The following is a 14,513-nucleotide window of genomic DNA, read 5'->3' on the forward strand; positions in this document are numbered from 1 at the left end:
AACGGATGCATGATTTTCGATGGCAATTTTTCGTACATTCGGTCTTTTCCTGTTTTTCATCCTGACCTTTGGGGCAGGTGCCTCGGCTGATGAGGTGGCGCTGCGCGCGACAATTGCGAAGTTTTCCACCGCCAAGGGGTTTCCCGCCACGGAAGCGATCGTGCGGGAACTGGTGGCTGCTGGCGATCCGGCAATACAAAAGCCACTGGTCGCGCTTTCCGATGGCGATCTATTTTTTCGCAAAGCCGACAATCAGGTCTTCATAGGCAAAGAAACGGGCCAAACGGTCCTGCTTCTCGATCCGTTGACAGGTGACGCTGCGGGCGAAGCGGGCAAGACAGATATTACCAAGATCAAGGTCAACAACGGCCTCCGGCGTGTGATCCGGGATTTGCTCGGCACGCTGACACTCGGCGCGGACGATCCTGTTGTCCGTCGTGCGGCTGCCGAAACCATGTTCAAGGCGCCGGACCCGGCAACCATCGACGCGCTGGACGAGGCGATCGCCAAGGAACCCGTGGCCAGCGTCAAGGCGCGGCTCGAACAGGCGCGTGCTTCGGCTGTTTTGGGTTCTGATTTGCCGGATGACGAGAAACTGTCAGCGATCGATATCTTGGGTGAGCGCGGCGACCGTGACGCGCTTTCGCTGTTGACCGGATTTGAGGCAAGTGCGAGCGGCGCACTGAAGACGGCAGCGCAAAGCGCGATAACGACGATCGACAGCTCCCTGGCACTCTGGCAGGCCGGACAAAATGTCTGGTACGGCATTTCACTCGGCTCGGTACTGCTGCTGGCTGCGATCGGACTTGCGATTACCTTCGGCGTGATGGGCGTCATCAACATGGCGCATGGCGAGATGGTTATGCTCGGCGCCTACACCACCTTCGTCGTGCAGGAAGTCATCCGCTCGACCGCGCCGTGGCTGTTCGACTGGTCGCTGGCCATTGCGCTGCCCCTGGCCTTTCTTGTCGCCGGTGGCGTCGGCCTCGCCATCGAGCGTGGCATCATCCGCTTCCTCTACGGCCGGCCGCTGGAGACATTGCTTGCCACCTGGGGCGTCTCACTCATCTTGCAGCAGACGGTCCGCACGATCTTCGGGCCGACAAACCGCGAGGTTGGCAGCCCGTCCTGGATGTCCGGCGCCTTTGATGTCGGCCAGATGGTCGTCACCTGGAACCGGCTCTGGATCGTGGTCTTCTGCCTTCTTGTCTTTGCTGTGCTTCTCTATGTCATGCAAAGGACATCGTGGGGTCTGCAGATGCGCGCCGTAACTCAGAACCGGCGCATGGCCTCGTCCATGGGCATCAGGACGCCCTGGGTGGACGCGCTGACCTTCGCACTCGGTTCGGGCATTGCAGGCATCGCCGGTGTCGCGCTCAGCCAGATCGACAATGTCTCACCGAATTTCGGTCAGGGCTATATTATCGACAGCTTCATGGTTGTCGTCTTCGGCGGCGTCGGCAATCTCTGGGGAACGCTGGTTGGCGCGCTTTCGCTCGGCATAGTTAACAAGTTCCTTGAACCCTATGCAGGTGCCGTGCTCGGCAAGATACTCGTGCTGGTGCTGATCATCCTGTTCATCCAGAAACGCCCGCGCGGCCTGTTCGCGCTCAAGGGCCGGGCGGTGGAAGCATGATCACGGGACGCTTCTTCGCCACCGGCGCAGACCGCCGCATCGTAATCACGATTGCCATCTTGCTGGCTGTGGCCATGATCGTGCCGGTGCTCAATGTCGTTGTCGCACCAGGCAGCGCACTGCATGTGCCGTCCTATGTCGTGGCGCTTGTCGGCAAGTATCTCTGCTACGCCCTGCTGGCGCTGGCTCTCGATCTGGTCTGGGGTTATTGCGGCATTCTCTCGCTCGGTCACGGCGCATTCTTCGCGCTCGGCGGATATGCGATGGGCATGTATCTGATGCGCCAGATTGGCGATCGCGGCGTATACGGCAATCCGCTTCTGCCTGACTTCATGGTCTTCCTGAACTGGAAGGAACTGCCCTGGTTCTGGTACGGCTTCAATCATTTCTGGTTCGCAGCCCTGATGGTGATGCTGGTGCCAGGACTGCTCGCCTTCTGCTTCGGCTGGCTCGCCTTTCGCTCACGCGTCACCGGGGTCTACCTATCGATTATCACGCAGGCGATGACCTATGCGCTGCTGCTCGCATTCTTCCGCAACGATATGGGTTTCGGCGGTAATAACGGCCTGACGGATTTCAAGGAAATCCTGGGCTTCAACGTTCAGGCAAACACCACGCGCTCGGCACTGTTTACCGCGAGCGCTACCGCCCTGGCACTCGGCGTCTTCGTCACATGGCGCATCATCGGGTCGAAATACGGCAAGCTGCTGATGGCGGTACGCGATGCCGAAAGCCGAACGCGCTTTCTTGGCTGGCGAGCGGAGAATGTGAAGCTTTTCGCCTTCACGGTATCGGCAGTTATGGCGGGCATTGCCGGTGCGCTTTATGTGCCGCAGGTAGGCATCATCAATCCGGGCGAGTTCGATCCGGCGAATTCGATCGAGGTTGTTGTCTGGACAGCCGTCGGCGGGCGCGGCACGCTTGTCGGTCCGATCATCGGCGCTCTGCTGGTCAATGGCGGCAAAAGCTGGTTCACCGGCGCTTTCCCCGAATTCTGGCTATTTGCGCTCGGCGGCCTGTTTGTCGCCGTCACCCTGTTCCTGCCAAAGGGCATTGTCGGCATGTGGGACCAGTGGCGCAATTCCCGCCGCGAGCGCCGCGCCGCTTCCAAGCCGGCGCAAGGCATTCCACTGATCGTGGAGATCGCGATGCCAGCCAGGCCGAAACCAACCGCCAAATCCAGCACAGTGCCGCTCGACGGTGCCGAACCGCAACCGGCGGAGTAACGGGCCATGTCGAAAAGCAACACAATCCTCTATCTCGACGGCGTCTCGGTTTCCTTCGACGGCTTCCGTGCCATCAACAATCTGTCGCTGGTGCTCGACAAGGGCGAGATGCGTGCCATCATCGGCCCTAATGGAGCCGGCAAGACGACGATGATGGACATCGTCACCGGCAAGACGCGGCCTGATAGTGGTGAGGTCTTTTTCGATGGCGAGATCGACCTGACTCGCCACGACGAAGCCGAGATCGCGATGATGGGGATCGGACGGAAATTCCAGAAGCCCACCGTCTTCGAAAGTCATTCGGTCGAGGACAATCTGGTGCTTTCCATGAAAGGGCCGCGCTCGATTTTCCCTGCCTTGTTTCATCGTCGCTCATTCGAGGAGACCAGGCGCATCGATGAAATTCTCGCCACCATCAGGCTTGAGGCAAAGCGCCATGATCTTGCAGCCAACCTTTCACACGGCCAGAAACAATGGCTCGAGATCGGAATGCTTCTCGCCCAGGATCCGAAGCTACTGCTGGTCGATGAGCCAGTCGCGGGTATGACCGATGCCGAGACCGAGGAGACAGCACGCCTCCTCAAGGATATCGCCAAGACCCGATCGGTGGTGGTGGTGGAGCACGACATGCATTTCGTGCGCGAACTCGGCGTCAAGGTGACCTGTCTGCATGAAGGCTCCGTACTGTCAGAAGGCAGCCTCGACTTTGTCAGCGCGGATGAGCGCGTGGTCGAAGTTTATCTCGGGAGATGATGATGTATTGGCGTGTCCCCTTCGGCCGGTTTGACTTGGTGTTCTGGCGACACTGGAAGGTGTGGAAATAATGCTGACCGTTGAAAACGCCGTCCTGCATTATGGTGCTGCGGAAGCCTTGCGTGATGTTTCGATGACGGCGAAAACGGGCAAGATCACCTGCGTGCTCGGGCGCAATGGCGTCGGAAAAACCAGTTTGATGCGAGCGATCGTCGGCCATCATCGATTGACCAGCGGTTCGATCGGCTTCGAGGGCGAGGCGATCGACGGATTTGCGCCCTATGAGCGCGCGCGGTCGGGTATCGCCTTCGTCCCGCAGGGGCGCGAAATCTTCCCGCTGCTGACGGTTCAGGAAAACCTGGAATCAGGATTCGCACCGCTCAAACGCGCGGATCGCAATATCCCCGGTCATGTCTTCGAACTGTTTCCTGTCCTGAGACAGATGCTTGGCCGCAGAGGTGGTGATCTTTCCGGGGGGCAGCAGCAGCAGCTTGCCATTGGTCGTGCGCTGGTGATGCGGCCGAAATTGCTCGTGCTTGACGAACCGACCGAGGGCATCCAGCCGTCAATCATCAAGGATATCGGTCGCGCCATTCGTTATCTGCGCGATCAGGCCGGTATCGCGGTTCTTCTGGTCGAGCAATATCTCGATTTTTGCCGGGAACTTGCCGACGAGGTCAACATCATGGATAGGGGGCGCATCGTCCACACCGGCCCGGCCGAAGATCTCGACAGGCAGGAGGTCCGAAAGTTTCTTACCGTCTGAGGGCTCTCACCGTCGATTCCTCCACATCAAGACGATGAAATCAGGCCCGCCGACAAAGACTGCGAGCCTGATATGCCAATCCGCAGCCTGGAGATGGCTTCGGCCACGATAAACCTACGTGTTCATCAGCACGGCCGCGCTCCTGCGATCGGCGTGATGCCAAAACGTTCAGGCACTCCCGTTTCGCCCCGGTTGAGTGTTTGAGCGATCAGGGAAGCCTTCGTGACGAGACCCGCATCATGTCGCGACGCCGTTTCCCGGCAAAACGTCAACTAGCCCAGCTTTTTTCAAGAAAGTTAAGCCAGTTTGCGCCGAGGACTTTCTCGATTTTGGTTTGTTTCCAGCCTGCTCGCATCATTGCCTCAGCCAAGTTTGGAAAATCACTGATACGTCTAATACCGTCGGGATTTTTAATCTCACCAAATTCCGTCAACTTTCGCCCGAATCCCTTGTCATGCGTGATCCATTTGAAAAAATCGTCGCCGTAACCTTGAGTGAAATCAGTCCCGATACCGACTGAGTCGTCACCTACCAGATTGATAACGTAGTCGATCGCATGGACGTAGTCGTCTATGTTTGATTGGGTTCCTTTCTGTAGAAACGGAGGGAACATCGTTACGCCTACGAACCCGCCTTTCTCCACAATGTAGCGGAGCTCATTGTCTGTCTTGTTGCGGGGGTGTTCTTTCAATCCCGCCGGAAGGCAATGAGAGTAAGCTACCGGCTTGCTTGATGCGTCAATTACATCTCTCGACGTCTTGGGACCAACGTGGCTGAGGTCGCAAAGCATTCCCACCCGGTTCATTTCAACAACGACTTCACGCCCGAAATCCGAAAGGCCACTGTCTCGACCTTCATAGCACCCGCTTCCAACCCAATTTTGCGTGTTATAGGTCATCTGGGCGATGCCAACGCCAAGATTTTTCAATATTTCTACGTAGCCAATCTGGTCTTCAAACGCGGTTGTATTTTGCATGCCGAGTACGATCGCGGTCTTCCCGGCCTTCTTTGCACGAAGGATATCTTCGACCGACTGAGCCTTGATGATGTCGTCGGAATATTCGCGAAACCAACCATTCCAGCGGGCGATATTTTGAACCGTTTCCTCGAAACCTTCCCAGACACTACAGGTGCAGTTCGCCGCCGTGAGGCCTGACTGCCGCATCTCCTGAAAAATTTCCCCGCTCCAGTTCGAAATAATAAGGCCGTCAATGACGATGGCGTTGTCGTAAACCTGTCTCGCAGTCTCGTTCATTTTATTCACTCTTCCAGGTTGAATGATTATTTCCCGGCGGCGATGCTACGCGTTCGCACGGTGGTTAATTTTGATCGCGAACTTGCAGCACTCAAAGCCCATTGCTTCGCACTGGACTTCCTCGCACACTATCTCCGGAAGGCCATGGCCTTGCTGCTCGCAGACGTACTGCAGCCCCCCAACGAAAAAGCCCTCGAACATGTAGCAGGTTGGATGACTAGCACCGGCTCCGCTCTCCAGTGCATAAATTGAGTTCGTCAGCGATACTTCAGCACCACTGAGATTGTCGTCTAGGCGCTCCAGCCTGAATTGGCCCCAGCCCCGTGCGGTCAGACGTTCGAGGTAATGTTCAAAAACTCTCACCTCCGACATTTCGTATTTTTGAGCTTGCTTCTGGCACCAGTAGTAGGCGGATTTTGCTCCCGCCTGTAGTAGGACGGCGCGATACTTGGACAAGCCTAAAGCGCTCTCAACTTCCTTGTGAACGTTCACCATGAAGTGGCGCGGAATGTAGAGCATGGGCAAACCGTCCGTCTCCCAGATGCCGGTCGCTTCGTCCACATTGATATCTACAGATGGCCGCATGCTTCACCCTTGTTGAATTGTCGTTGTTTGCTTGGCGGAAGAGGATGCCCGAGAAAGCGTCTCCTTGCGGGGAACCCTTGTTATCCCGGTTTACGCGAGCGATGGGTCTGGTGATTTTCGCCACCGCTCACGCACAGGAACACGGGTTACAAAGCCAGGCTTTTCTCCCGGGTCCGAATTCGGCTTGAGGTTGCATTCGTTGGCATCTCTCCAAACAGAGAGATCCCTGATGTTTCGCGAAGTGCCAGGCCGCCTGCCATTGCAAGAACTGCGATCGCCATCAGATAGAATGCCGGAGAGAGATTGTTTCCGGTGCGGTCTATCAGCCATGTGGCCATCAATGGAGCGGTGCCGCCGAAGATCGTGTAAGAGATATTATAGGTGAAAGCCGAAGCCGTATATCGCGTGCGGGTCGGGAAGGATTCGGTCATCAAAGTTGCCGTCACCACGCCGCATGCCAACGCACCAACTGCAAGCAAAAGCACCCCGCCCACCGCATAAAGCACGGACCCGGAGCTCGCCAACGAGAAGGCAGGCAATACCGTGACGATTACCCACACACAAATCAGGCCAACCGACTTTCGCCTTCCGATGCTATCCGAGATCCTTCCCGCGATAGGGCAGGCCAACGCTGCAAAAAAGAGAGCGACCGTCGAGACCATGAGAGATTGGGGCCGGGACAGGTTGCCAACCACCTGAAGGTAGGTCGCGAAGTAGGTCGTGAATGTATAGAAAGACAGGGCGGTGAGCGAAATGAATGCTCCGAGGCGCAGGATCGTGCTCCCCTGGCTTCGTAGAGTCTCACTCAACGGAGAGTGCGAATGCAGGTTCTCTTCCGCCGCCATGGCTTTGAAAGCCGGCGTTTCAGCCATATGCCACCGTAAGAACAGTCCAACGATCCCCAGGGGTGCGGCGATGATGAAGGGAATACGCCAGCCCCATGTTGCCATGGCCTCACTGGAAAGGTTGCTCTCAAGTGCAAAGACAAGTAGCGCGGCCGACGCGAAAGCCGTGAATGTCGATACTGGTATAAAACTTCCGTACCATCCTCTCCGATGATTTGGAGAATGCTCCATCACATACGCAACGGAGCCCGCGTATTCTCCGCCGGCTGAAAAGCCTTGCAGACACCGCAATACAGTCAACAATATCGGTGCCATGACGCCTATACTGGCGTGTGACGGCAAAAGACCGATCAGGGTCGTAGCGCCTGCCATCATAAGGATTGTCAGGGACAGAATGCTCTTGCGTCCGACTTTGTCACCCAAAATGCCGAAGAAAATACCTCCCAGAGGGCGCATTGCGAACGCTACGGCGAAAACGCCGAACGTTTTAAGAAGGCCCAAACTGACGCTTGAACTGGGAAAGAACTGGGTTGCGATGATGGTTGCAAGGAAGCCATAAACCGCGAAATCAAACCACTCAACAAAATTGCCGATGGTCGCTGCACTGATGACTTTTTTCAACGTAGCGGGTGATGTCTTTGGATCTGTCTGCTCTGTCATGCCGATTTCTCCCGAATCTGACAATTGAAGATGAACGGACCTTCGACACTTTCCAAAGCAAAGGGATCGTTGACCCCTTTGCCGAACCATCAGGATATTTTTTTGTGTTTTCCCTGAATCTTCGGATGAGTGGCATCGCTCGCGTCCAACCCCCCACAGTCCACCCTTGATGGGTGACACATGGGTATTTCAGAGGAGAATACCCGACGCTGCATCAACGCAGTCGTCGCGTTTTAACAATGGAACGTAGCAGCCAGAAGCCACAGCATTCGATGTCAATCCTCCCAATAAGGATCGGGGTTCAAAGTGCGTTTGTAAAATATCGATGAGTGTTTTATTGATAACCTGCAGATATTAATGGAGATCACTCATGGGTGTTGATTTGCGCCATCTGCGCGCATTTTTGGTGCTCGGAAATGAGCTGCACTTCGGCCGGGCTGCAGACAATCTTCGGATTGCGCAACCAGCTCTGTCCAAAACAATTCAGCAATTAGAGGCCGAGATAGGTACATCGCTGCTCATTCGGTCAACCCGCCGCGTTGAGCTGACCGAGGCCGGGAGGGTATTTCTTGCCGAAATCTCCGGGATAACAGGTCAAATCGACCTGGCGATCTCAAGGACCCGCAAAGCGGCCCGCGGCCTGCAGGGTGAGTTGCGCGTGGCCTATACCGATTTTGCAATCAACGGCAAACTGCCAGAGTTTCTAAGAGATTTTAATCTGGCCTATCCTGATATCCATCTGGATCTGATTTTTATGCCGACAGTGCGCCAGCATGTCGCCATTCTTCAAAACACGATTGACGTTGGCTTCATGTACGGTGAATTTGATCATCAGGCCACGGACACCCTGATCTTTGATGAGAACGAATATGTCGTGGTGCTCGCCTCTGATCATCCGCTCGCAAAAAAAGAAACCCTGACCTTGGCTGAGTTGAAAAATGAGAAATTCGTCTTCGGCACGGGCGATAGTTGGGTCGTATTTCGCCAGCAGATTTTTGCGAAATGCCGATCGAAAGGGTTTTTTCCAGATATCGCTTTGGAGGCGACCAATAGCGATGGGATATTTGGACTTGTGATCGTCGGTGCGGGGGTGGCCATATACTCGAGCTGCATAGGAAACATGGCCAGGCAAGGGGTTGCGGTTCGCCGGCTAAGCGACTTAACTGAGAAATTGCCGATTACGGCAGTATGGGACCGCAGTAACCGTTCGAACGTCCTGGGTACTTTTCTCAAGCATTTGCGGAAAACAACGGATCGGCGACTTGGACCAAAGACCGCGTTGAAATTCGGATGATTTTTCGAAATAAACCGTCTTTCTGAACCCGTTATGAAACGTGGAGAGCCCTAAAACCAATGGCCAAGAAGTTTGCATTTCTTCTGGTCCATGACTTTACGCTGTCGCCCCTCTCGCTTTTTATCGACACGTTGCGTTTGGCGGGCGATGAGGGAGATCGGAGCCGTAGGGTCGAATTCGACTGGCAGATTGTAGGCGAACGCGGCCTGCCTATGCGGGCTAGTTGTGGCGTTGAACTGCTTCCGACAAAGAAAATGGGTAATCCAGAGGACTTCGACAACATCGTCGTCGTTGGCGGCCTTCTCGACACCAATCGAGGCCTCAGCTCTGAAAAGGAGGCCTTCCTTTTGCGCGCTGCCGAGAAGAAGGTTCCCCTCACTGCACTTTGCACGGGAAGCTTTGTGCTGGCACGATACGGATTGCTGGATGGCTACAGCGCTGCTGTTAGCTGGTTTCATATCAAAGACTTTCGAGCATCGTTCCCGGATGTGAATGCCCATGCGGATACTCTGTACTCTGTCGATCGCGGCCGCTCGACATGTGCTGGAGGCACAGGTGCCGCGGATCTGGCCGGCTATTTCGTATCGCAATTCATTGGTCAGAAGGCGGCTGAAAAAGCCGCGAAGATCCTTGTCCTCGATCGAATCCGAAACACCAGAGATGTTCAGCCCGTTGGCGATCTTTATCCTGAAGCTTCGAGCCGCGCTGTGAAGCGGGCCTTGCTTCTGATGGAAAGTAATCTTCAGGAGAAAGTATCGGTTACCGAGATCGCAAGCAGACTGAGTTGCTCAAGGCGCCAGTTGGAGCGCCTTTTCGGGGTTGAGCTCGGTATCAGCCCGATGGCGGCCTACTTGGCTCTGCGAGTGCATTATGCCAGGTCCCTTCTGGAGACCAGTGACTTGCAGATAGGCGAAATCGCATACAGATGCGGGTTCAGCAATGCCGGGCATTTTAGCCGTGTATTCCGTCAGCATACGGGTATCACACCGACGAACCTCAGGCGTCCTAACCGCGTTTCAGGAGTGTCAAAAAAAATTGTGAATGCGTAGAGGCGGCGAGCCTGCCTTAACTGTAAAAAGATTGCTGAGGGCGCGTGTAGCCTACTATCCTGCTTCCCGCGAGTCTTCAGCTTTTGTGTTTTATTTCAAAAGTTGGCTACACAACCCGTGCTATGCTCGATCTCAGGGCACCGGCACAAAAAGCCCGATTTTCAGTTCCTTCAGAACCACGTTGGTATGAATCCGCCTGATTTGCGGATTCTCCGCCATGATGTGGGCAGTGATGTCGTCATATTGCGATACATCTTCGGCCGTGATGATGGCGATAATATCGACGGCGCCAGTGACATAATAGACCTGCTGGATATGTGGCTGCTGAGCGGCCCATAGGCGGAATTTCGACAAGGCGTCGTAGTTTTCCCGTTCGATCTCCATGCCGGTAATGAAGGTCATGATATTGCCGAGGGCCTTACGATCCAGAACGGCGATCTCGCTCGAGATGACGCGCGATTGCCGCATCCGCTTCAGCCGTCTTTGAACTGCCGATGCGGAGAGCCCAATCATATCGGCGATCGTTTCCGCCTTGAGCTGACAATCGCCCTGCACAAGCCGCAAAATTTCCTTGTCGAACTGGTCAAGCGGCTCAGGCATGGGTGCCTCCATTATGTAATGATCGCGCAATCTAGCAGAGCAAAATGCGGCAATTATGCATATCAGAATCAAATATTGCGGTTTATCCGCACATGGGGACTATGGATGCGGTTTGCTCCCGATGTGCATTTGTATGAGCGGCAGTGCCATCATCACTATGCAGGAAAGGTCGTTTCGTGCGGTCTTTCTGCGCAAATATGGTTTTTCATCGACTTTTTCTGCTTTTAAATGGTTAGAAACGGCGTCGAGACGCGTTCAAAGTCTTTAGATTCACGCTGATTTGCATCGTGAAAAGGCCTCGTAATGCCCGTAACATCCCGTTCCATTTGCTTGCAGAGGGCAAGCCAGAACGATGCCGCGCCGGCGCGGGCATTGGATTGGCAAACGCTCGCGCTCGATGGCGGGTTGATCATCGATCCGAGCACAAAGGCGATTGCGCCGAACATTTCCATGTCGGTGAACAACACGCTTGTTCCAGGTGAGGGCGCATTCTCCGCCGACGGCGTGTCTGATCTCTCCGACTTGCCGTTCCTTTATGCGCGCTGGACGAACCCGACGGTGCGCCAGCTCGAACAGCGCATGGCAGCGATCGAGGGAACAGAAGAAGCGCTGGCGACGGCGACCGGTATCGCGGCAATCGCCGCAATCTTCCTGACGCTGCTTCGGCAGGGGGACCATCTTATCGTCAGCGATGTATGCTATGCGGGCGCGAACGAACTGGCGCGTCGCATCCTTCCCGATTTCGGCATTGAAGTGACTGCGGTCAACATGTCAGACCACGATGAGCTCATCGCGGCGTTTCGGCCGAATACCAAGCTTGTCCATTGCGAGACGCCCTGCAATCCGATCCTGCGCCTGACCGATCTCTCCTTTGTTACGCAAGCAGCGCATGCGCGTGGTGCATTCGTGTCTGTCGACTCGACTTTTGCAACGCCCGTCGGAACGCGCCCGGTTGAGTTTGGCGTCGATTTCATCGTCCATTCTCTAACGAAATTCATCAACGGCCATGGTGATGCGCTGGGCGGGGTTGTATGCGGCACCAAGGAGCTGATCGCGAAAATCCGCGCGCGAGCCGGCGTCTATCTGGGCGCGGCGATGTCGGCGCAGAATGCCTGGCTGATTATGCGCGGCGTAGACACGCTATATCCGCGGATGAAGGCAATTGCCGACTCGTCGATGATCGTTGCGCAAACCTTGTCGCATCATCCATCGGTTCGCGCCGTTACCTATCCGGGCCTCGAAAGCCACCCGCAGCACGATCTTGCAAAGCGCCAGATGTCGAACTTTGGCGGTATGATAACCTTCCAGGTGGACGACCCGCAGTCTATGGCGGCGCAACTCGCAGAGAGACTGCGGATCGTCCACTATGCATTCTCGCTTGGCCATCAGCGTAGTATTGTCGTCCTTCTCGATACGGCGGAAATGATGAAATCGACTTACCAACTGAAGGGTGAACAGTTGCAGTCATACCGGGCGTTTGCAGGCGACGGTATCTTCCGGTTATCGATCGGGTTGGAAGCGACCGGCGACCTCATTCAGGATCTGGATCAGGCTCTTCGCGCCTGACGCAACGAGATCGGGTTTGTCCCCAAAGTAACGAGAGCAAGGAATAAACCGATGACGAAAATACGAATCCTCGATGGAGGCATGAGCCGCGAACTTCAGCGTCTGGGGGCCGAACTCCGCCAGCCGGAATGGTCGGCTCTGGCTCTGATCGACAGCCCCGACATTGTGCGTCAGGTGCACCAGGAGTTCATCGAGGCGGGTTCCGATGTCGTGACGACCAACAGCTATGCGCTGGTGCCTTATCATATTGGCGAAGAGCGCTTCCGCGAGCAGGGTGCTGGCCTGATCGCCCTTTCCGGACGGCTGGCTCGTCAGGCAGCCGATGCGTATCCTGATCGAAAGATACTCGTGGCCGGTTCACTGCCCCCGATCTTCGGTTCCTACGAACCCCAATTATTCCAGCCCCAACACGTACAGGAATATCTGGCCGTTCTCGTTGAAAACCTGTCGCCCTTTGTAGACGTGTGGCTTGGGGAAACGCTGAGCCTGATCGCGGAAGGCGAAGCGGTGCGTATTGCGGTGGCTGGAACAGGCAAGCCGTTCTGGGTTTCATTCACGCTCGCGGATACTACAGAAGATGAAAGCACTCCGGCTCGTTTGCGATCCGGCGAGACTGTGGAAGAGGCAGCGAAGTGGGCGGCGGGCTCCGGTGCGCAGGCACTTCTTTTCAACTGCAGCCGTCCTGAGATTATGGCCAAGGCAGTGGCGACCGCCGCGAAAGTTTTCGCTGCGGCACGAGCCAGCCTCGAAATAGGCGTATACGCCAATGCCTTCGAAGCCGAGGAGGAAGGAGCTGCCAACGAGACGCTGCATGATGTGCGCGCCGACTTGACCGATCAGCAATACAACCGTTTTGCCTGCGAATGGGTTGAAGCGGGAGCGACTCTGGTTGGCGGATGCTGCGGCATCGGTGCAAACCATATTCGCGGACTGTGCCAGGCCGTTCGCGCCTGAGCGTTTGGCTTCTCTCGTCAGATGCGGTCTGCGGCGAGGATGTCGCAGGCTGCAAGTGTCAGGGCAATGACGCCGTTGCGGATCGATCGCTCATCGGGCTGGTAATCCGAATTGTGCAGCTTGTCGTCGCGTCCCGGTGTTCGGGCGCCGATGCCGAGTTGGAATGCCGGCACCTTCTCTCCGACAAGTGCGAAATCCTCTGCACCGAGACTTGCCGGGCGCTGTTCGACCGACTGACTCCCGAAATGGGCGGCAATGGCCTTCATGGTCCGTGCCGTCAGAGCGTCGTCATTGATCAGCGACGGCACGCCGCGCACCATATTGAACTCGCAATTGACATTCATCGACGTCGAAACGCCCTCGCATTGCCGGCGGATCGCATTCTCAATCAGATCCCGGTTTTCGCGGTGCTGGGTCCTGACGGTGCCGATGATGCGGATTGCGTCAGGGATGATGTTCTCGGTCTTACCGCCCTCTATGCCGCCGATCGTCAATACGGCCGGGTGCATCGGGTCAACCTCGCGCGACACGATCGTCTGCAACTGCAAAATCAGCGTGGCGGCGGCCACAATCGGGTCATTCGCCATATGCGGACGTGCTGCATGGCCGGAGCGGCCGCGAACGACGATGCTGAATTCGTCCGACGAGCCGTTGACGATGCCGGAAACGTAGCTGAATGAGCCGACTTCTTCATCCGGATGATTGTGAAAGCCGATTGCCATATCGACGCCATCGAGCACACCGTCCTCGATCATTGCGCGGGCACCGCTTTCCGACGTTTCTTCGGCGGGCTGGAACATAAGCTTGATCGTGCCGACGAGGTGAGGTTTCAGCCCCTCAAGCAGAATTCCAGCGCCTATCAGCGTCGAAGTGTGCAGATCGTGGCCGCAGGCATGCATTTTACCATCGATGTTGCTGGCAAATTCGAGGCCGGTCTGCTCGTGGATCGGCAAAGCGTCCATGTCTGCGCGCAGCAGAAGCGTTGGGCCGGGACGCCCTGTGTCGATCGTGCCGACAACTCCGGTACGGCCAATCGCCGTCTGATAGGGAATGCCAGCCTGTTTCAAGCTGTCTGCGACAAGCGCGCTGGTGCGCACCACATCAAAACCGGTTTCGGGATAGGCGTGGATATCGCGGCGAATATCGATGAGCTTCGCCTCGATTGCCTCGACGGCTTCCTCAATGTGGCTACCGATTTCGTTCTTATGCATGGATCGTCTCGCAATCTTGCGGATATTCAACGGCAGTGCGGTCGCTTCCGTGATGATACTTTTTGAGCCGTTGCCGTTTTGTATCTGGGGTGTTGCGGGCCGGTTGAATGATA

General features: G+C 56.1%; 13 protein-coding genes. 8 read left to right on the forward strand and 5 right to left on the reverse strand.

What is annotated here, in order from left to right; all coding sequences use genetic code 11:
* Positions 1-19: 19 nt before the first annotated feature.
* The 4 genes from urtB to urtE all read left to right on the forward strand — a co-directional run bounded on the left by urtB (position 20) and on the right by urtE (position 4,381).
* Entirely contained in the window at positions 20-1,636 is a 1,617-nt protein-coding gene (gene urtB / locus ABFT80_RS12905) for an urea ABC transporter permease subunit UrtB (RefSeq protein WP_347972334.1), read from the forward strand.
* On the forward strand, positions 1,633-2,862 hold the full coding sequence (gene urtC / locus ABFT80_RS12910) for an urea ABC transporter permease subunit UrtC (protein WP_347972335.1): 1,230 nt from the start codon (positions 1,633-1,635) through the stop codon (positions 2,860-2,862). The genes urtB and urtC overlap by 4 nt, the downstream gene beginning before the upstream one ends.
* 6 nt (positions 2,863-2,868) lie before the next feature.
* Complete coding sequence (gene urtD, locus ABFT80_RS12915; protein WP_347972336.1) at positions 2,869-3,615, forward strand: urea ABC transporter ATP-binding protein UrtD; 747 nt, start codon at positions 2,869-2,871, stop codon at positions 3,613-3,615.
* Positions 3,616-3,685: 70 nt separating this feature from the next.
* Positions 3,686-4,381, forward strand: coding sequence for an urea ABC transporter ATP-binding subunit UrtE (urtE, locus tag ABFT80_RS12920; RefSeq protein ID WP_347972337.1), 696 nt, complete (start codon positions 3,686-3,688; stop codon positions 4,379-4,381).
* A gap of 268 nt (positions 4,382-4,649) precedes the next feature.
* On the opposite strand, the gene ABFT80_RS12925 is transcribed toward urtE, so the two are convergent.
* From ABFT80_RS12925 to ABFT80_RS12935, 3 genes are all read right to left on the reverse strand, one after another.
* Positions 4,650-5,636 (reverse strand): dipeptidase, encoded by a 987-nt coding sequence (locus tag ABFT80_RS12925; protein WP_347972338.1) that lies wholly within the window; start codon positions 5,634-5,636, stop codon positions 4,650-4,652.
* Positions 5,637-5,681: 45 nt separating this feature from the next.
* Positions 5,682-6,221 (reverse strand): DUF5943 domain-containing protein, encoded by a 540-nt coding sequence (locus tag ABFT80_RS12930; RefSeq protein WP_347972339.1) that lies wholly within the window; start codon positions 6,219-6,221, stop codon positions 5,682-5,684.
* A gap of 146 nt (positions 6,222-6,367) precedes the next feature.
* On the reverse strand, positions 6,368-7,726 hold the full coding sequence (locus ABFT80_RS12935) for an MFS transporter (protein WP_347972340.1): 1,359 nt from the start codon (positions 7,724-7,726) through the stop codon (positions 6,368-6,370).
* A gap of 370 nt (positions 7,727-8,096) precedes the next feature.
* Here ABFT80_RS12935 and ABFT80_RS12940 point away from each other — a divergent pair, with 370 nt between their 5' ends.
* Positions 8,097-9,020 carry a LysR family transcriptional regulator gene (locus ABFT80_RS12940; protein WP_347972341.1) on the forward strand — a complete coding sequence of 308 codons (924 nt, stop codon included), beginning with the start codon at positions 8,097-8,099 and terminating at the stop codon, positions 9,018-9,020.
* Between the two features lie 59 nt (positions 9,021-9,079).
* Complete coding sequence (locus ABFT80_RS12945) at positions 9,080-10,069, forward strand: GlxA family transcriptional regulator (protein WP_347972342.1); 990 nt, start codon at positions 9,080-9,082, stop codon at positions 10,067-10,069.
* A gap of 132 nt (positions 10,070-10,201) precedes the next feature.
* Here ABFT80_RS12945 and ABFT80_RS12950 read toward each other — a convergent pair whose 3' ends face one another.
* Positions 10,202-10,669, reverse strand: coding sequence for an Lrp/AsnC family transcriptional regulator (locus tag ABFT80_RS12950; protein WP_347972343.1), 468 nt, complete (start codon positions 10,667-10,669; stop codon positions 10,202-10,204).
* 303 nt (positions 10,670-10,972) lie between these two features.
* Here ABFT80_RS12950 and ABFT80_RS12955 point away from each other — a divergent pair, with 303 nt between their 5' ends.
* Both ABFT80_RS12955 and ABFT80_RS12960 read left to right on the forward strand, forming a co-directional pair.
* The gene (locus ABFT80_RS12955) at positions 10,973-12,235 is read left to right on the forward strand and encodes a trans-sulfuration enzyme family protein (RefSeq protein ID WP_455189928.1); all 1,263 of its coding nucleotides are present in this window, start codon (positions 10,973-10,975) and stop codon (positions 12,233-12,235) included.
* Positions 12,236-12,286: 51 nt separating this feature from the next.
* The gene (locus ABFT80_RS12960) at positions 12,287-13,189 is read left to right on the forward strand and encodes a homocysteine S-methyltransferase family protein (RefSeq protein WP_347972345.1); all 903 of its coding nucleotides are present in this window, start codon (positions 12,287-12,289) and stop codon (positions 13,187-13,189) included.
* A gap of 17 nt (positions 13,190-13,206) precedes the next feature.
* Here the strand turns inward: ABFT80_RS12960 and ABFT80_RS12965 are convergent, their stop codons facing one another.
* Entirely contained in the window at positions 13,207-14,400 is a 1,194-nt protein-coding gene (locus ABFT80_RS12965) for a M20 metallopeptidase family protein (protein ID WP_347972346.1), read from the reverse strand.
* Between the last annotated feature and the right edge of the window lie 113 nt (positions 14,401-14,513).

Source organism: Foliimonas ilicis (assembly GCF_039939195.1).
GTDB lineage: Bacteria > Pseudomonadota > Alphaproteobacteria > Rhizobiales > Rhizobiaceae > Foliimonas > Foliimonas ilicis.